This is a genomic window from Paractinoplanes polyasparticus (assembly GCF_019710575.1).
GTDB classification, from domain to species: Bacteria; Actinomycetota; Actinomycetes; order Mycobacteriales; family Micromonosporaceae; genus Actinoplanes; species Actinoplanes polyasparticus.
Genome location: NZ_JAHWFK010000001.1, coordinates 707,539 through 721,368, shown reverse-complemented (window position 1 = coordinate 721,368; position 13,830 = coordinate 707,539). Strand labels below are relative to the sequence as shown.

The window sequence follows — 13,830 nt, the reverse complement described above, 5'->3', positions numbered from 1 at the left end:
AATTCGTTAGATCAATTCTCCGCACCATATCGCCAGCTTATGCGGTGGTTCACCTGCACACAAGCTAGGCCGCGATAGGACCCTGAGTGACGGTAACCGTGGCGTTCACCGTGTCACCACTTGTGGGGCTCTTAGAGGCCGAGAACGCCCCCGACTGAAGGAAGTTGCCCGCCGTCGAATTGTCCCAGATGGAAAAGTGGGTCAGGGTCTCACTGGCGGGTACCCAAGAGGTCCAAGACATCGCGGAGGACGTCGCAGAACCAGCCGACGGCGCGCCGAGCGTCATCTGCATGCGGGTCGTTGTGGCAGAAGCATTCGCAGTGCCCGCTGAGCCTGGGTCACCCGTGTGGAGCTTGACGTACACGTTCGCTGGCGCGGTGTAGGTCGTCCCCCGCAGAACGTTGATGATGGCATGAGCGTGCGTAGTCGACTGACCGACCGTCATCGGGCGTTCTCCTCGTCAGTTGCCTGGGGTTCGTCGACGACGACCTGGCCATTGCGGATGATTTCCATGTCCCCGGTCACGACCATGTGGCCAACAGGGAACGACGCATCGGCCTCTTCCGGCCGCTCGTTTGTTTCGCTCATGGGCCCCTCCTTCGGGCAGCGCAATGGGCCGCCCGAAGCGGCAGGAAAGATCAGGTCAGCTGGTTTTGAACGCCACAACCTGCAACGTCGCCCCGGCAGCAACGGCCAGCAGCGGTGCCCGGACCAACACCGTCACTGTGTTCTCGGCTTTGGCCACGATCCCGGCCACGCTCAGATTGCCCAGCAGTGACGTGGACGCACTGTGCAGCACGGGGATGGCGACGTAGGCGGCACCGGGAATCGGCGGTGAGATCGAAACGACCACCTGGGCCGAGGCTCCCAACGCCAGCGCGGGCACCGTAGCCGAGCCGACAGACGGTGTCACCGCTGCGACCATGGCAGGCATTGCCGCCACCGCCTTGACAGCCTGAGCGGCCATCTGGCGGGCGACGACATCCTGCTGGTTCGGGCGCCACGGCGTGGTCATGCACACCCCCTGAGAGGTGGGTGGGCGCCGGCCGTCCGTACCGGCGCCCACACTCCGCGGGGGAGGAGCGCACGAGACAAGCCCGCACGCTCGACCTCCCCCGAGCTACTTGGCCAGCTTCTGAAGCTCGGCCTTGTCCTGCTTGACGAGCTCGTCGTAGTCGTAGCCGTTCGCGGCCAGGTACTCGACCCACACGTCCTTCGACGCGCGGCCGTCCGGCTCGTCGTTGTTCGCGGGCAGCTTCGCCTTCGCCGCGGCGCGCCGCTCCGCGAGCTCAGCCGCAGCCTTCTCCTCCTCGGAGGTGAGCGGCTGGCCGACGCCAGGCTCGACCGACTGGACGAGGTTGCCGTCCAGGCCCGTACGGATGTCACCGCCAGCCACCGCGCCGACCTCGTGCGTGCCGAGCAGTTCCCCGCCCATCGGAGCGATGAGCCGCAGCGACAGCAGGTGCTCGATCTCCTTGGCCGTCGCCGAGTCCGGGACGATCGAGCCCTTGTAGAGCAGCTCCGACCGCTTACCGCCGTCAACGTTGAGCGTGGTCACGTGGGCGCACTGCCCGACCACCTGATAAGTCGTCACGACAGTGCCTCTCAGTTCGATCCGGTGATGCGGATACCAGCGGCCGGGTCGGTGATCACCGGAACGGTGATGCGGCGGGCCCACATGTCGTGCGCGTCGCGACGGGCGATCCGCTCGACCTGCACCTGGATGCCGTTCGGGGCGGTGGCGTAGCCCGGGTCCTGCTCGACCTCGTCCGCCATGCCGCCGAGGCTGCCCGAGTCGATGAGCCAGATGTCGTCGACTCCGCCCGGCAGGTTGCCGACTGAGGTCTTGGCGACCTTCAGGCCGGCGAAGACGTCGATCAGGCCGCCGTACACCGGGTTGTCCGATGCTTCCCGTCGGCGCAGCGACGCAACCTTCTCGTCGGTGGCCAGGTCGGCGTACTTCTCGTTGCTGATCAGCATCATGTCGAGGGTGTGGCCCAGTTCCAGGTCTTCGACCTTGGCCTTTGCGCCCTCGATGTCACGGAGCATCTTCGCCCCGGCGTTGTCCCACGCCGCCGCCGCCGCGTACGTGGCGGTGATCTTCGAGGCGATCGCGGCGATCGTCAGCCGGTCAACCTTGCGCCGGACAGTATTCGTGACCTTCCGCAGCGCCCAGTCCACCGAGCCGCCCATGGGCAGACTCCGCTTGATCCGCTCGTCGGTGAGTCGGGTTGCCTGACCCCACTTCGTCACCGAAGCCACGGCAGGTACACCGGTCTGCGGGGAAGCGAACGGGTACTCAGCACCCGGGGCCACGCTCTCGACCTCACGGTCGGTGAACAGCGGCTCGTCCTCCTCGTACAGGACAGCGCCACCCGACGAGCGGAACCGCTGCGGCAGGAGCAGGTCGGCGACGAACTTGATGTCGTCGAGCTGCTTCATGCGCCGCGCCAGCAGGGTCGGCTCTCGGAGCAGGTGGTGGATCGTCTTCAGTTCGTCCGACACCGACACGGTCGGCAACGGGTAGGGGGATGCCACGGGCATGCGAGGTTCACCTCAATCTCGGATCGCCCGGAACCCGGGCATGAAAAAACCCGCCGTCGCGGGCGGGCTGGAAAGCTTGTGGAGCAGGGGTGGCTAGATGGCCATCCACTCGACGGCGGCACCGTCCGCAGCGGTCGTCAGGGCGATCCCATCGACGGCGCGCGCGTTGTTGATGTCGCCGGCTGCTGCGCCGGCGGCGGCAGCAATGGAAGCGACCTTCCCGCCGTCAGCAGAGGTCACCTGGTCGCCCGCGGTGATTGCTCCGGAGGCGACAGAGATGTGCACCATGCCCCGGCCGTACATCGTCACGTCAGCGTTGAGGGCGGCGTCGAACGCGGCCACACCCACGTACTTGGCCTTCGTTGCGGCGGTCGCAGTGGCGACGATGCCGGGCCCGGACACGCACACCCGCTGACCGCCGACGACACCACCAGTGCCAGCCTTGACGGTGATGGTGTCGCCGGGCATGTGCTTCGGCATGTAACCGGGCATGTCAGACCTCCTCGGTGATGCCGAAGACGCGGTTGTAGTCCGCGTCGCTGAACGTGCCTGCCCCGGCCAGGACCGGTTCCGGGCCCCCGGTGATGCCGGACGCCATCACCGGAACGGCAGTGCCGGGGGCGATGGACGCGAGAACGCGGGTGACGGCTCCGGGCGACTCGTCGTAGTCGCGCTCCCAGTCACCCTTGTCGGCAGGCTTGATCTTCCCGGCCTGCACGGCGGCATCGATAACGCTGGCCTTGACCGTGGCGGCCTTCTCGGCCTTGGTCGCGGCGAGTTCGTCGGAGACGGACTTCATCTGCGAGGCGAGGATCTGGACCTCCTTGCGGAGCTCGTCCTTCTCCGCCTCAGCCTTGGTGGCCTTCTCCGTCGCGGCGGCACTGGCGGCCACCATCTCCGGGGTCGGCTCGGGGGTCTTCTCGGCGTCTGCCTTGATCTGGTCGACCTTCGCCTCGATGGCGGTCAGGTCGGCGTCGTCGGGCAGGCCGAGCCGCGAGCGGAGACCGCTCAGTTCGGTGGACACAATGTCCTCCTCATTCGGTTCGGATGTGATTTCTTGCTCCGGCTCGGCGGCCGGGAGTTCGGGTGCCGGAATGTCCGGCGGTTCGGAGGCCGCGACCTGCTCGAGAGCGGCGATACGCGTCCGGATTGGAGCCAGCCGGTCGAGGACTGTGGCGGCCGAAGCGGCGACCGTGTCGTCTTCCTCGGGCGGGATCAGCGGGATGTCGGTGATCTGACCGCCCATCGCCACCCGGATCCGGTCGAAACGGATCGGGCCGATCCGGTCGGTGAACGTGGCGAGTTTCGACAGGTCGTCGGTGTATTCCAGGGTCATGTGCGCATGCCACGGACGGTGCGGCGGCGGCACGTCGATAGACCACAGCGCCTCGCGTAGCGCTTCCTCAACGAGGGAGTGCACTGCGTCGATCACGTCACCGGACAGGCCGAGCACGATGCACGTGTCCCGGTCCTTGCCGTCGTCACGTTGTGCGCCCGGCGGATTGAAGCAGTTCAAGGCGAACGCTTCGGCCTCGAACTGAGGAAGCCCGTTCGCGGCGGTGGACACTCCGTCGATGACGTCCTGCTGACCACGTGCGCCCAGTGCCGCCGCCTCGCCGAGGTAGGCGAGAGTGACGTGGAGTTCTTCGGCCGGCTCGCCCCCATCGACTGCGAGCCGCGCTGCATCCTCAGCTGTGGGGATGAGCGCGATCATTGCCCCGGTGTGTTCGGCCTCGGCTGCGACCACGGCGTAGACGCTGTCACCGGTGTGGTCCTCGGCGGCGGCGATGTCGACGCCGTACAGCTCAGCCACGTCGTTCAGCGACCGCAGTGTGGGGATCGCTGGCCGGGTTGTGCCGAGCAGCGACACCGCGTCGAGGGCGAAGTCGTGCCGGTGGTTCAGGGCGCAGCGGTAGTTGTACTTGCCCTCGATCGACCGCTTCGGCCACGCCGACGCCATGATCTGGTCGATCCAGGCGGGCACCCCGACGTAGTCACCTAGGAGCAGTTCGCCGTCTTCGCCGGCGCGGAGGTTGTCGACCCACCCAATGCCGGGCTCGCCGTCCTCGGTCTTGGCGCGCGGTGTGAAGCGCTCATCAAGGTGCCCGATGGTCAGGACCGGCTTGCCGACGGCCGGGCACTTCATGGCCTCGACGGCAGCGAGGATGTCCTTCTTGGTGGGGGTCCAAGATCCGGTGGAGGCACCCCAGGTTCCTGTGCGGATCAGCTCAACACCTTCACGGCGGGCGAGTGCGACGTCAGGCATCGGGCACCGCCTTGCCGCTCAGGAACTCGACGTTCGATGCTCTTGCCCAAGCAATCGAGTCCTGCCCGTACGCGCCGGCCAGGTTCTCGAGGCGTCCGCGCAACCAGCGGGTCTTGCAGTAGTCGGCATCCGGATCATCGGTGATCTCGAAGCACCAGCAGGCGTTCTGCCACGGGTCAGCCGACGGCGACACCCATGCGCCATGCACCTCGTGAGCGGCCCGGCGAATCAGGTCGTCGGTCGCGCTGCGGAATGTTGCCCAGTCGGCTTGCCCGAGCTTGTCGTCGCTGTTCCCGATCGTGACGTAAACGGTCGGCATCGGGCATCACACCCTCGGCGGCCAGTGCCACGTGCCCGGCGCGCCGGCGGGGTCGTAGGCGATGTTCATCTCGTGGAAGCCGGGTAGGCCCGGAGCGCCGTAGACCTCGTGGTCGGTGCGACTCTTCGTGGTGAACACCCACAGGTGCAGGTGCATGTCGGAGTCGAGTGGCACACCCTCGTCGTGTTCGACGTAGGTGGATTGGTCAACGGTGACGATCGCGGGTCGCACGGCATTGACGCCGTGCTTTCCGACGTATCGAACGATGCGGCCGACGCTCGGCTTCTGCTCCACCTCGACCTCCTTTCAGGTCAGGGGAGCGCCCAATTCAGCGCCAGATCATGCGAAGGTGCCCTCGGCAGCGTGACCTGCCCAAACATGCGCGGTTGCCGGAAACTGGGTAGTCCTTCAGCGCCGCGCGCAGGTTGGGGTAGACGTTGTTTGCGGCAGCCGAGCAGGGCTCACACCGGTTGATGTCGTTGATCTCGATCGCCTGCACTTTGTTGCCCGGCTGTTGTTCAAGCACCGCCAGCCGCCCCGCGTGCTGGGCGGCCGAGAGCAGTCCGCCGATCTCGGTGCCGACGAGCCCGTTGGTGGACTGGCTGAGTTCGGTCAGGTGCCGTTCGACTTCGTCACGGACCTCTTGCGGTCCGGCTCCGGCCAGTTGCAGCGCTGTCCGTGCCGCCCCGCTCGCGTACCCGTTGGCGATGATCCGCGCCACCACGTCGGCGTGCTGCCGGACCCGGTCGGCGCCAGGTTCGGACGGGGCGGTGATGGACACGTCTTGTGCTGCGGCTTCCTCCACGACACCCGCAGCTGCCTCCGCCGCCAGGTCGGTGCCTGTCTTGCGGATCGGCACCGCCACCGCCGCCACCACGCCGGCCGAGACTTCAAGCTCAGCCAGGGCGGCCACATCGCCTGCCTCGATGGCAGCTTCGGCCTGGTCGGCGAGTTCGGTGACCATCTTCGCGGCCAGTTTCGGCCAGCGGCGCAGCAGGCGTGCTTTCGCCTTGTCCCACTGCTCCTGCAACCGGCGGGCATCAGCGTCGCCGGCGGCGGCCTGCACCTCAACTTCGGGCGCGACCTCCACGAACCGGTCCGGCAGGACCGCCCGCACGGTCACGTAGCCGTTCGACCAGCCGACCAGCGACCGCAACGCCTGCACCCGGTCCGGGATCAGCTTCAGCCGCGACTCGATCAGCGACCGCGCCTCGCCGGTGGCATAGGTGATCTCGTCGCCAGTGAACGTGACCGTGTCCAGGACGTCGTCGCCGGACACCAGTTGGAGAACATCGGTCACGGTCTCACCCGATCCGTTGTGCCTGTGGCCCGGTCACCGATCTGATCCAAGCGCATCAGCGAATAGTCCAGCCAGTCGCCGCGGCCGAGGCGGACGAAATCGGGCCGCAACGCCTCGACCTGCTGCCGCATCCACGCCACATCAGCCCGGGTCAGGTCGTTGTCGCGCCACGTGTTGCGTTCACCGCCGTAGAACCGTCCAGCGAACTCGCTGGTGAACTGCGGCGGCTTGTTCGGCCCGCCCGTGGTGGACCGCCACGACAAGCCGTGATCAATACCGGCGATCGTGCCGTCCTCGCGGACCAGCCAGTTCTCAGTGTGCCGATCCCCGTTCCCGATGATCAGGTCGAGAACGCCCAGTTTGCGGCCGTCGTCGGAGTCCAGAAACCCCTCCCACGCCCCGCCGCGCGCCACCCCGTACCCGAAACGGCTCAGGGCACTCTCACCCGGTCTAGCGTTCGGGATGTACTCCATGAACACCTCGGCCGGGTTCGTGCGCACCACCTCCGGCACCGGCGCCCCGATCGCCCGGCCCAGCCTGCCCGCCAGATCTTCGGCGTCCGTCAAGTCCTTGACGCTGACCCCGGCGAACGTACGTTGGGCGAGTTTCTGCACTGCCTGGCTGCCGTCGCCGAACGTCACCAGACGAACGTCACCGACCGCGCCACCCGAGAGCAACTTCGCCGACACGATCCCCGACGCCAGACCTCGGCCCAGCGGGCTGTCCGGCAGGGCAGCGATCTGCTCCGTGCTCAGCGGACTACCGGCGGTGGTTTCTGCGGTTTCTTCGACCGTGAACGGGTCAACCTCGGCGCCGGTCTTCGGCAGGACTTCGACGTCGACACGCCGCTGCCCGTCCGCGCCCCGGCCGTGGTCCTTCACCACCCGGAACCGGTGACCGCGGTCCAGGAGGATTTCGGAGTACTGGCCCGCGGATACGACCAGCGCGCCCGTGCCGGCTGGGACGAGGTAGCGGACCAGCACGCCACGACCACCCGTGGCGCCGACCGCCGACTGCTCGGAAGCGGTCACCGCGGGCAAGCCCGGCTCCGACCACTCCTGCCCGGTCATGTCACCACTGGCACGGTCACCGAAGATGTCCTGGGCTGTGGCCGCACCCCGGTGGAACACCACGTCGGCGTCCAGCCGGGAAGCGTTCATGCCTTTGTCGAACGCGGCGATCGACGCTGCCGTGTCGGGGGAGATGACCCCGCCGTCACGCAGCGCCGTGTGGACGTCGCTGCCCTCGCCGATCAGGTAGTTGCGCAGGGCCCGGTTGGCTTCGGGTAGCGCAGCCATCGCCGGGCGGCTGCGGGGCAGCAATCCGAGCGGGACCGCGGCGAGGGCCTGCTTGTCAGTCAGCGCCGTCGAGACCCGCTCGTCGAACCCCTTCGCAGGCTCGGCGCCGGGCGCATCTACCGGGCGTGCACGGTCGGGGACGACTTCGACGTCGAGGTGACGTACCCCGTCGCGGGTGCCGTTGTCGCCAACGATCCGGTAGCGGGTGCCGCGGCCGAGGAGCACCTCGGACACCATCGGCGACATGCCCAGAGCTGGCGTGCCCGACGGGACGAGGACCCGCATCATCACCGGGCTGTTGCTGCGCTTCCCGCCGGCCATCAGACCCTTGGCGAAGTCGCCGGCGGTGAAGTCGTCAGCCGACGTGGACTGGTAGCCCTCCGCCGACCATTCCAAGCCGACCAGGTTCCGCCCGTCCCAGCCGGGAATGGACGCGGCCGGGTCCTGGATACCGCGGTGAACGATCAGGTTCGCCTTGAGCGGGACCGCCCCGACGAGCACGTCCAGGTCGCCGACGATCTGCTTGACCTCGTCGCTGGCGTTCGGGTCGACGTTCCCGTCGTGCCCACGCACCGCCGCGTTGATTGTCACATAGTTGAGGTCCCCGGCACGCGGGTCGCTGCCGTAGGCGACCATCGCCTTCTCGAGGCGCTGCAGCCCGCCCGGCCGTGCCTGGCGTTGCTGGCGCAGTTTGACGAACACGCCGCCGACGTTGGGGGCCAGCAGGAACGCGTTGTCGCCGGTTCGGGCCGTCTCCCACGCGGGGGACCGCTCGACCTCGACCGGGGCGGGCTGCTCAACCGCAGGCTCGACTTCCGGGGCTGCACTCGGCGCCGGGGTGGGCTCGGGGGTGGCAGGTTCAGGCGCGGACGGCGCGTCGGCTTCCGGCTCGGCCTGTTCGTCGCCGGTCTCATCCTTGACCAGCGCGTCGACCATCTGGCTCTTGCGCATCCGACCCGGCTTCAGGCCGCGCTCGCGCATCCGAGCCTGCAGCTCGGGCACGCGCAGCTTCATCAGCTCGGCGCGGCCCGCGTCGTCGCCAGTCTCGTTGCTGTTGTCTGCAACGTCGGGGGTCTCGATGTCCGTCTTCTGGTCGTTGTCGGCAACGGCGGGCTTGGGCGCGGCCTTCGCGCCCTGCTTCGGCAGGACGGTCAGCCACATGTCGTGCCCGCCCGCGTCGTTGCGCTCGACCTTCGCCACGACCATCTCGGTGTCGCGGTCCAACACCACTTCACCGGTGGCCGGGTTCACCGCGGCCTTGGTGCCCGCCGGGGCAGCAATGTGCATCCGCACCTGACCGTCAGTCGGACGGACCGTGCCGAACTGGGTGGGCGCGAAACCGGCGTCACGGACCTTCATGCCCTGCAGCGAGGCCGGGTCGGTCTTGCCGAACGCCGACAGGGGAACCGCCCGGGACAGCAGCACATCGTCCGGGAGCTCCGTCATCGCCGCGTCGACACGCTTCGCAGCGTCCGAATCCCGGCCCGACCGCAAAGCCTTGTTCGCCTCGAGCACGTCCGCGAACGCGCCCTCAGGCTGCCGGTCGGCGACCTGCCGCAGGTAGGCGGAGCGTTCCTGCCGGGACAGCTGCTTCGGCGCGAACCGCTCGGCCACCTCACGGGCAGCCTTACGGTCGGTCGTGTTCGCCTTGACCGTCCGCGACTTCGTGAACCGGCCGAACCGGTCCCTCGGGTGCTGCGCCGGGTTGAAGGTGCGCGCCACACCCGCCCCCATCAGACAGGGGCGAACCCGGCCAAGTCGATGTCCTCGTCGTCGGTGTCGTCGAACAGGCTGGGCTGGTCGGTGGCGTCCGTCTTCGGGCCGCCGAACAAGCCCCAGTCCAAGTCGGCCTGACGCGCGGCGACCTCGGCGGTTGCGTCATCGTCACCCGGTTCAGCGTCGGCGCCGGCTTCCGGCTCGAGGTCGACGCCCGGGGCTATCGCCTTCGGCGGCGTCATGCCGTCCCGTTCGGGAAGGCGGTACTCGCGGCGCACCCAAGCCTCGAGGCCAGGGTCGGCTGCGAGTGCGCCGGAGGACAGCAGTAGCTGCAGTGATTCGGCGGTGACTTCGCGGCGGGAGCCGACACCCGACACCACTACGCGGGGGACGGGTTCGTTCTCGCCGTAGTTCCAGTCGACGATCCGCGCGGCGATCTGCCGGGTGGCGACGTCGGCCGCGAAGTCGCCCTCGGACTCGAGCGCCAGATGGAGGGCGTCCACGAACACGCTGCCCAGGGCACGCGAGCCGTTGGGGGTCTCGCCGAGGTCGAACGCGCCCATGAGCGCGCTCGCCGTGCACTGCTGGTCGAGCCAGCGTAGGAACTCCTGCGAATTAGGCAGGGAGCCCGTGATGCCCAAGATCTTCATGGTGAAGCCGGGCGGCGACGAAGCACCCGCAGCGATCCCGGCGCGGGCGGCCTGGGCCATCTGCGCGGCCTCGCCCATCTGCGCCGGAGTCGGATTGGTGCCGGGCAGGGCTTCCATGACCGGCACGCCGGCGGACCAGCGGACGTTCGCCACGGCATACGCCCGGCGAACCTCTTCCTTGATCAGCCAGCTTGCGTAGGACGGTCGGAGCAGAGACGTGCCCGCCCAGTTCGAACCCTCACGTTCCCGGGCGTACCAGGCCAGGTTCTTGGCCTTAATCTGCGGGGAGTTGAGATTCGCGGCCTGATCCTGGGTGGCGCCGGTCAACAGACCCGTCTTGCCGTCGGTGTGGATGTGGCTGATGGTCCACTGCGGGCGTTCCCACAGCCCTTCGAGCTGGGCCCTGCCGTCGCTGACATCGGCCTCGAGCTCGAACGCCGAGAAGCCGAACGGAACCATGCGCAGCACTGCGCGCAGGTGATCCCCCCATGAGACGCCACGCAGGCGGGCCGCGCCCGGCTTGTCCTTGCCCTTGACCGCCAAGCCCATGCCGTCGGCGACCAGCTGTACAACCTCGGGCCGGCAGCCGGCCGGGTCGAGCTGCCACTGCGCGCGCAGCAGGTTCAACACCCAGCCGGACACGATCGAGGAAAGCTTCGGGTCGCGGCGCATCTTCGAATACACCGGGATCGACATCGGGAACGTCAGGTCCGGGACGTGCTCGAGCAGGTCCGTGTACAGCGAACCGAAGTTGTTGCTACCCAGCGCGTACGGGTCGACGTAGCCCTTCACGGAGGTCGGCGCGGTCATCGAGACCACCGCCTCGACTACATAGCTGCACCCATAAGGTCGACCTCATCGGCGGACCTTGCCGTATGAGGCATCTGGAAGCCGTTCGGCCGGCGCCAGGCGCCCTCAGTGGTCTTCACGCCGTACCTCAGGGCGTCCAGCCCATGGTCATCAACCTTGATCGGCGCGTCCTCGCCACGTAGCGCCTTCTTGTCGTCCCACGAATACCCGGGGAACTCGTCGATGAGCGCCTTGCAGGAGCGATGCACCTTCAACTTCCCGGCGCCGAGGACCGAGGAGACGAGGCGGATGCCGTCGGCCACGCTGTTGTCGGCCGGGGTCGGGGACATCCGATCGCGCCACAACTGCTCGATGAACGATGCGGCGGACGGGTCCACCACGATCGCCTCAGGTGTCACCCCGGTCGCCTGAAGTCCGGGCTGCCGGTAGTCGGCAAGCCACTTCTTCAAGGCAGCCGAGTACTCCGCATCCGTCATGGACCGGCGGGTGTCTCGAGCGCTGTGCCGCCACTCCGACGCCACATAGATCGTCTGGGAGGCGTCGATGCCGAGCAGCAACGCGTGAAGCGGGTTGCTCGTGCCGTAGTCGACGGACGCGCAGATCCACCGCCAGATCGGCGGAATGATGTCGATGACGTGGCGGTCCGAGTCCCACATGTCGTAGACGGCGCCCTCGGCGACAACCCAGAGGCCGTCGATGAAGCGCTTGTACCAGAGGCCCGTGTACTCCTGCTTCAGCGAAGCGATGTACGCCGGGTCGAGCGACGTGTTGTCGTCGAGGGTGAAGTGCCACCACTTCAGGTTCAGCTCGCCGGCCCGGTTGAGGAACTTCTTCCGCAGCCAGTGCGACGGGTTGTCCGGGTTGGTGGTGGCGAAGAGTTGGGCGCCCTTGACGCTGAGACGGGCCAGGAGCTGTGTCCAGTACGCCTCGGGGACCAGGGTGGCTTCGTCGACGTAGGCGCCGGCGCAGGTCATGCCGCGGAGCCGGTTCTCAGCGCGCGAGTCATTCGCCGTGATGATCTCAATGGTGCGGCCGAGGATTGTCGCCGTGGGCGCGCCGCGCGTGTAGTGGATCAGCTTCGACGCCGGGCCGGTGATCTCCGGGTCCATGAGTGGGCCGAACACGTTCCGGGCCACGGTGTCGAACGTCTTGCCGCCGACGATCAGCTGCCCGCCGCGGGGAGCGTTCGCTACGTAGATCAGCCAGCGCAGCAGCGACGCGATCGTCTTGCCCGATCGCACAGCCCCGGTCCACACGTTCACACGGGCCGTGGAATGGGCGATCGACAGTTCTTGCTTCGGCGACAGGCGCAGGTCAGGCATCGCCTGTGCCGTGCTTCGCCTGCAAGCCCTCGAGCAGGGTGCCGAGCAGCGAGCCCATGATGCCCGGGTCGGTGGCGTCGTGGCGCTCGAGGACGACGTGCTTGTCGACTGCAACGCCGAGGGCGACGTACGCCTCTTTGACTTCCTTCAGCGGCGGTAGGTCGAGGGTGACGAGCTCGGGGCCGGCTTGGGCGCGCTCGTAGTACGAGTACGGCTTCCAAGCGCGGGCACGCAGCCGCTCGGCGTCGTCGAGCAGGTCTGAGGCGAGTTGGGCTCGGCGAGAGCGGCTGTCGGCGACGGCAGCCTTCGTGGCTTTTTCCATCTGTGACCGGTCGAAGGCATCGGTCGAACCGGAGTCCTTGGCGATCTTTGAGACCGCGCCAACGGAGACGCCATGGTCGCGGGCTATCTGGTTGCGGCCCTTAGCGCCAACTTGGATGTCAGCGAGGATCGCTGCGCGTTTGTCGTCGGGGAGGCGGGGTGGCACACGTTCCCCCCGATTCTCTACGGACGGTTACGAAGCCGGTCTCAGGGCGGGTTTGAAGATCACTAGCGATCACGCTGTGTTGAAGTCGAGCCGCGCAGGGAGTCGAACCCCGCGCGGCCCACGCTTCAGGTCAGCGACGCCGGGCGTTGTTCTCGGCCTGCTCGGCCGGAACGTCGGTGACCGGCTCGACCGGGGCGTCGACCGGGGGCTGGCCGTCGGTCGGGGGTACGCCGTCGCCGGGCACGTCAGTCGGCACCTCTTCGACGGGCTCGAAGCCGTTGTCGGCGGTCTCAGCAGCCTTCTTCATGTCGTCGAGCGACTGGCCGATCTGGGCGGCGAGGGCCTGCATCTCGGGGGTGACCTCACCGGCCTGCTCGAGGAGCCGGCGCAGTTCGGCGATGTCGGCGGTCTGCCGGCCGATGGCGCCTTGGAGGTTGGAGAAGCTGGTGGCCTGGGCGGCGCTCGCGGCGGTGGTTTGCTGCACGAGTCCGTTGAGGGTGGTCAGCCAGTCGGCCATGTTCTGCTCCATTCGGGGAAGTCGGTCGGTGTTGAGGTAGGCGCGGATGCGGTCGCGTAGGTCCATGTCGGCCTCCAGCTCGTTGTCGAGGCGGCCGAGCAGTGCCCAGCAGGCGACCCAGGCGAGGGCGAGTGCGGCGGTGACGACGTACGTCACTCGTCGTTGGGCTCCACGATCGCGGCGATAGCGTCCCGGCCGGCCAAGTGTCCAGCGATGGTGCGGTGCCTGCCGTCGACGATGCGGTAGTAGTCGCCTTCGGGGCGGACGACGATGGGCGGGTCGACTGGTGAGCTGGTCTTCCGCTGGTGGGTGACCCATAGCCCGATGACGGCCCAGTCGCAACCGGCGGGGACCGGGCGCGGGAACAGGAGGCGGTCGAGGCGGATCTCGACGGGCTCACTCATCGGTGTGCTCGTGTTCCACCCAGTCGCAGATGATGCTGCCCAGGTCGGCGGCGAACGATCGCGGCTGCCAATGGGTGCGCTCTGCGACGACAAGGTGTCCTTGCCGGCAGACAGACAGCGGTTGGGCGCGTTCAGCGGCGCCGAGCAGTGTCTCGAGAGGGAAGGCGATTCTGTCGTCAGGCATTGTGCACCGCCCG

At 67.9% G+C, this 13,830-nt stretch carries 16 protein-coding genes; all 16 read right to left on the bottom strand.

The window, feature by feature from the left end:
- Positions 1–64: 64 nt before the first annotated feature.
- A complete protein-coding gene (locus KXC43_RS53525) occupies positions 65–445 on the bottom strand; it encodes a phage tail fiber protein (protein ID WP_438870849.1) in 381 nt (126 codons plus the stop codon).
- Complete coding sequence (locus KXC43_RS03560; protein ID WP_221374395.1) at positions 442–588, bottom strand: hypothetical protein; 147 nt, start codon at positions 586–588, stop codon at positions 442–444. Before KXC43_RS03560 ends, KXC43_RS53525 begins: the two co-directional genes overlap by 4 nt.
- Positions 589–643: 55 nt before the next feature.
- Entirely contained in the window at positions 644–1,015 is a 372-nt protein-coding gene (locus KXC43_RS03555; RefSeq protein WP_221374394.1) for a hypothetical protein, read from the bottom strand.
- A 105-nt stretch (positions 1,016–1,120) separates the two neighbouring features.
- Complete coding sequence (locus KXC43_RS03550) at positions 1,121–1,594, bottom strand: hypothetical protein (protein WP_221374393.1); 474 nt, start codon at positions 1,592–1,594, stop codon at positions 1,121–1,123.
- Positions 1,595–1,605: 11 nt separating this feature from the next.
- The gene (locus tag KXC43_RS03545) at positions 1,606–2,544 is read right to left on the bottom strand and encodes a phage major capsid protein (RefSeq protein ID WP_221374392.1); all 939 of its coding nucleotides are present in this window, start codon (positions 2,542–2,544) and stop codon (positions 1,606–1,608) included.
- A 93-nt stretch (positions 2,545–2,637) separates the two neighbouring features.
- Positions 2,638–3,036, bottom strand: a complete 399-nt coding sequence (locus tag KXC43_RS03540) for a capsid cement protein (protein WP_221374391.1) — start codon at positions 3,034–3,036, stop codon at positions 2,638–2,640.
- Position 3,037: 1 nt separating this feature from the next.
- Complete coding sequence (locus KXC43_RS03535) at positions 3,038–4,810, bottom strand: phage protease (RefSeq protein ID WP_221374390.1); 1,773 nt, start codon at positions 4,808–4,810, stop codon at positions 3,038–3,040.
- A complete protein-coding gene (locus KXC43_RS03530; RefSeq protein ID WP_221374389.1) occupies positions 4,803–5,129 on the bottom strand; it encodes a hypothetical protein in 327 nt (108 codons plus the stop codon). Before KXC43_RS03530 ends, KXC43_RS03535 begins: the two co-directional genes overlap by 8 nt.
- A gap of 6 nt (positions 5,130–5,135) precedes the next feature.
- The gene (locus KXC43_RS03525) at positions 5,136–5,423 is read right to left on the bottom strand and encodes a hypothetical protein (protein ID WP_221374388.1); all 288 of its coding nucleotides are present in this window, start codon (positions 5,421–5,423) and stop codon (positions 5,136–5,138) included.
- A 34-nt stretch (positions 5,424–5,457) separates the two neighbouring features.
- Complete coding sequence (locus KXC43_RS03520) at positions 5,458–6,429, bottom strand: hypothetical protein (RefSeq protein WP_221374387.1); 972 nt, start codon at positions 6,427–6,429, stop codon at positions 5,458–5,460.
- Positions 6,426–9,449, bottom strand: a complete 3,024-nt coding sequence (locus tag KXC43_RS52575; RefSeq protein WP_221374386.1) for an ADP-ribosyltransferase — start codon at positions 9,447–9,449, stop codon at positions 6,426–6,428. Before KXC43_RS52575 ends, KXC43_RS03520 begins: the two co-directional genes overlap by 4 nt.
- An 11-nt stretch (positions 9,450–9,460) precedes the next feature.
- Positions 9,461–10,903, bottom strand: a complete 1,443-nt coding sequence (locus KXC43_RS03510; RefSeq protein WP_221374385.1) for a phage portal protein family protein — start codon at positions 10,901–10,903, stop codon at positions 9,461–9,463.
- A gap of 17 nt (positions 10,904–10,920) precedes the next feature.
- Complete coding sequence (locus KXC43_RS03505) at positions 10,921–12,225, bottom strand: PBSX family phage terminase large subunit (protein ID WP_221374384.1); 1,305 nt, start codon at positions 12,223–12,225, stop codon at positions 10,921–10,923.
- Entirely contained in the window at positions 12,218–12,547 is a 330-nt protein-coding gene (locus KXC43_RS03500; protein WP_255643338.1) for a hypothetical protein, read from the bottom strand. The genes KXC43_RS03505 and KXC43_RS03500 overlap by 8 nt, the downstream gene beginning before the upstream one ends.
- Positions 12,548–12,842: 295 nt before the next feature.
- Positions 12,843–13,385, bottom strand: coding sequence for a hypothetical protein (locus KXC43_RS03495; RefSeq protein ID WP_221374382.1), 543 nt, complete (start codon positions 13,383–13,385; stop codon positions 12,843–12,845).
- Positions 13,382–13,633 carry a ParB/RepB/Spo0J family partition protein gene (locus KXC43_RS03490; RefSeq protein ID WP_221374381.1) on the bottom strand — a complete coding sequence of 84 codons (252 nt, stop codon included), beginning with the start codon at positions 13,631–13,633 and terminating at the stop codon, positions 13,382–13,384. Before KXC43_RS03490 ends, KXC43_RS03495 begins: the two co-directional genes overlap by 4 nt.
- Positions 13,634–13,830 lie beyond the last annotated feature (197 nt).

Coding starts and splice junctions, on each gene's coding strand:
- KXC43_RS53525 (WP_438870849.1), bottom strand. CDS start 445: ATGACGGTCGGTCAGTCGACTACGCACGCTCATGCCATCATCAACGTT.
- KXC43_RS03560 (WP_221374395.1), bottom strand. CDS start 588: ATGAGCGAAACAAACGAGCGGCCGGAAGAGGCCGATGCGTCGTTCCCT.
- KXC43_RS03555 (WP_221374394.1), bottom strand. CDS start 1,015: ATGACCACGCCGTGGCGCCCGAACCAGCAGGATGTCGTCGCCCGCCAG.
- KXC43_RS03545 (WP_221374392.1), bottom strand. CDS start 2,544: ATGCCCGTGGCATCCCCCTACCCGTTGCCGACCGTGTCGGTGTCGGAC.
- KXC43_RS03540 (WP_221374391.1), bottom strand. CDS start 3,036: ATGCCCGGTTACATGCCGAAGCACATGCCCGGCGACACCATCACCGTC.
- KXC43_RS03535 (WP_221374390.1), bottom strand. CDS start 4,810: ATGCCTGACGTCGCACTCGCCCGCCGTGAAGGTGTTGAGCTGATCCGC.
- KXC43_RS03530 (WP_221374389.1), bottom strand. CDS start 5,129: ATGCCGACCGTTTACGTCACGATCGGGAACAGCGACGACAAGCTCGGG.
- KXC43_RS03510 (WP_221374385.1), bottom strand. CDS start 10,903: ATGACCGCGCCGACCTCCGTGAAGGGCTACGTCGACCCGTACGCGCTG.
- KXC43_RS03505 (WP_221374384.1), bottom strand. CDS start 12,225: ATGCCTGACCTGCGCCTGTCGCCGAAGCAAGAACTGTCGATCGCCCAT.
- KXC43_RS03500 (WP_255643338.1), bottom strand. CDS start 12,547: ATGGAAAAAGCCACGAAGGCTGCCGTCGCCGACAGCCGCTCTCGCCGA.
- KXC43_RS03490 (WP_221374381.1), bottom strand. CDS start 13,633: ATGAGTGAGCCCGTCGAGATCCGCCTCGACCGCCTCCTGTTCCCGCGC.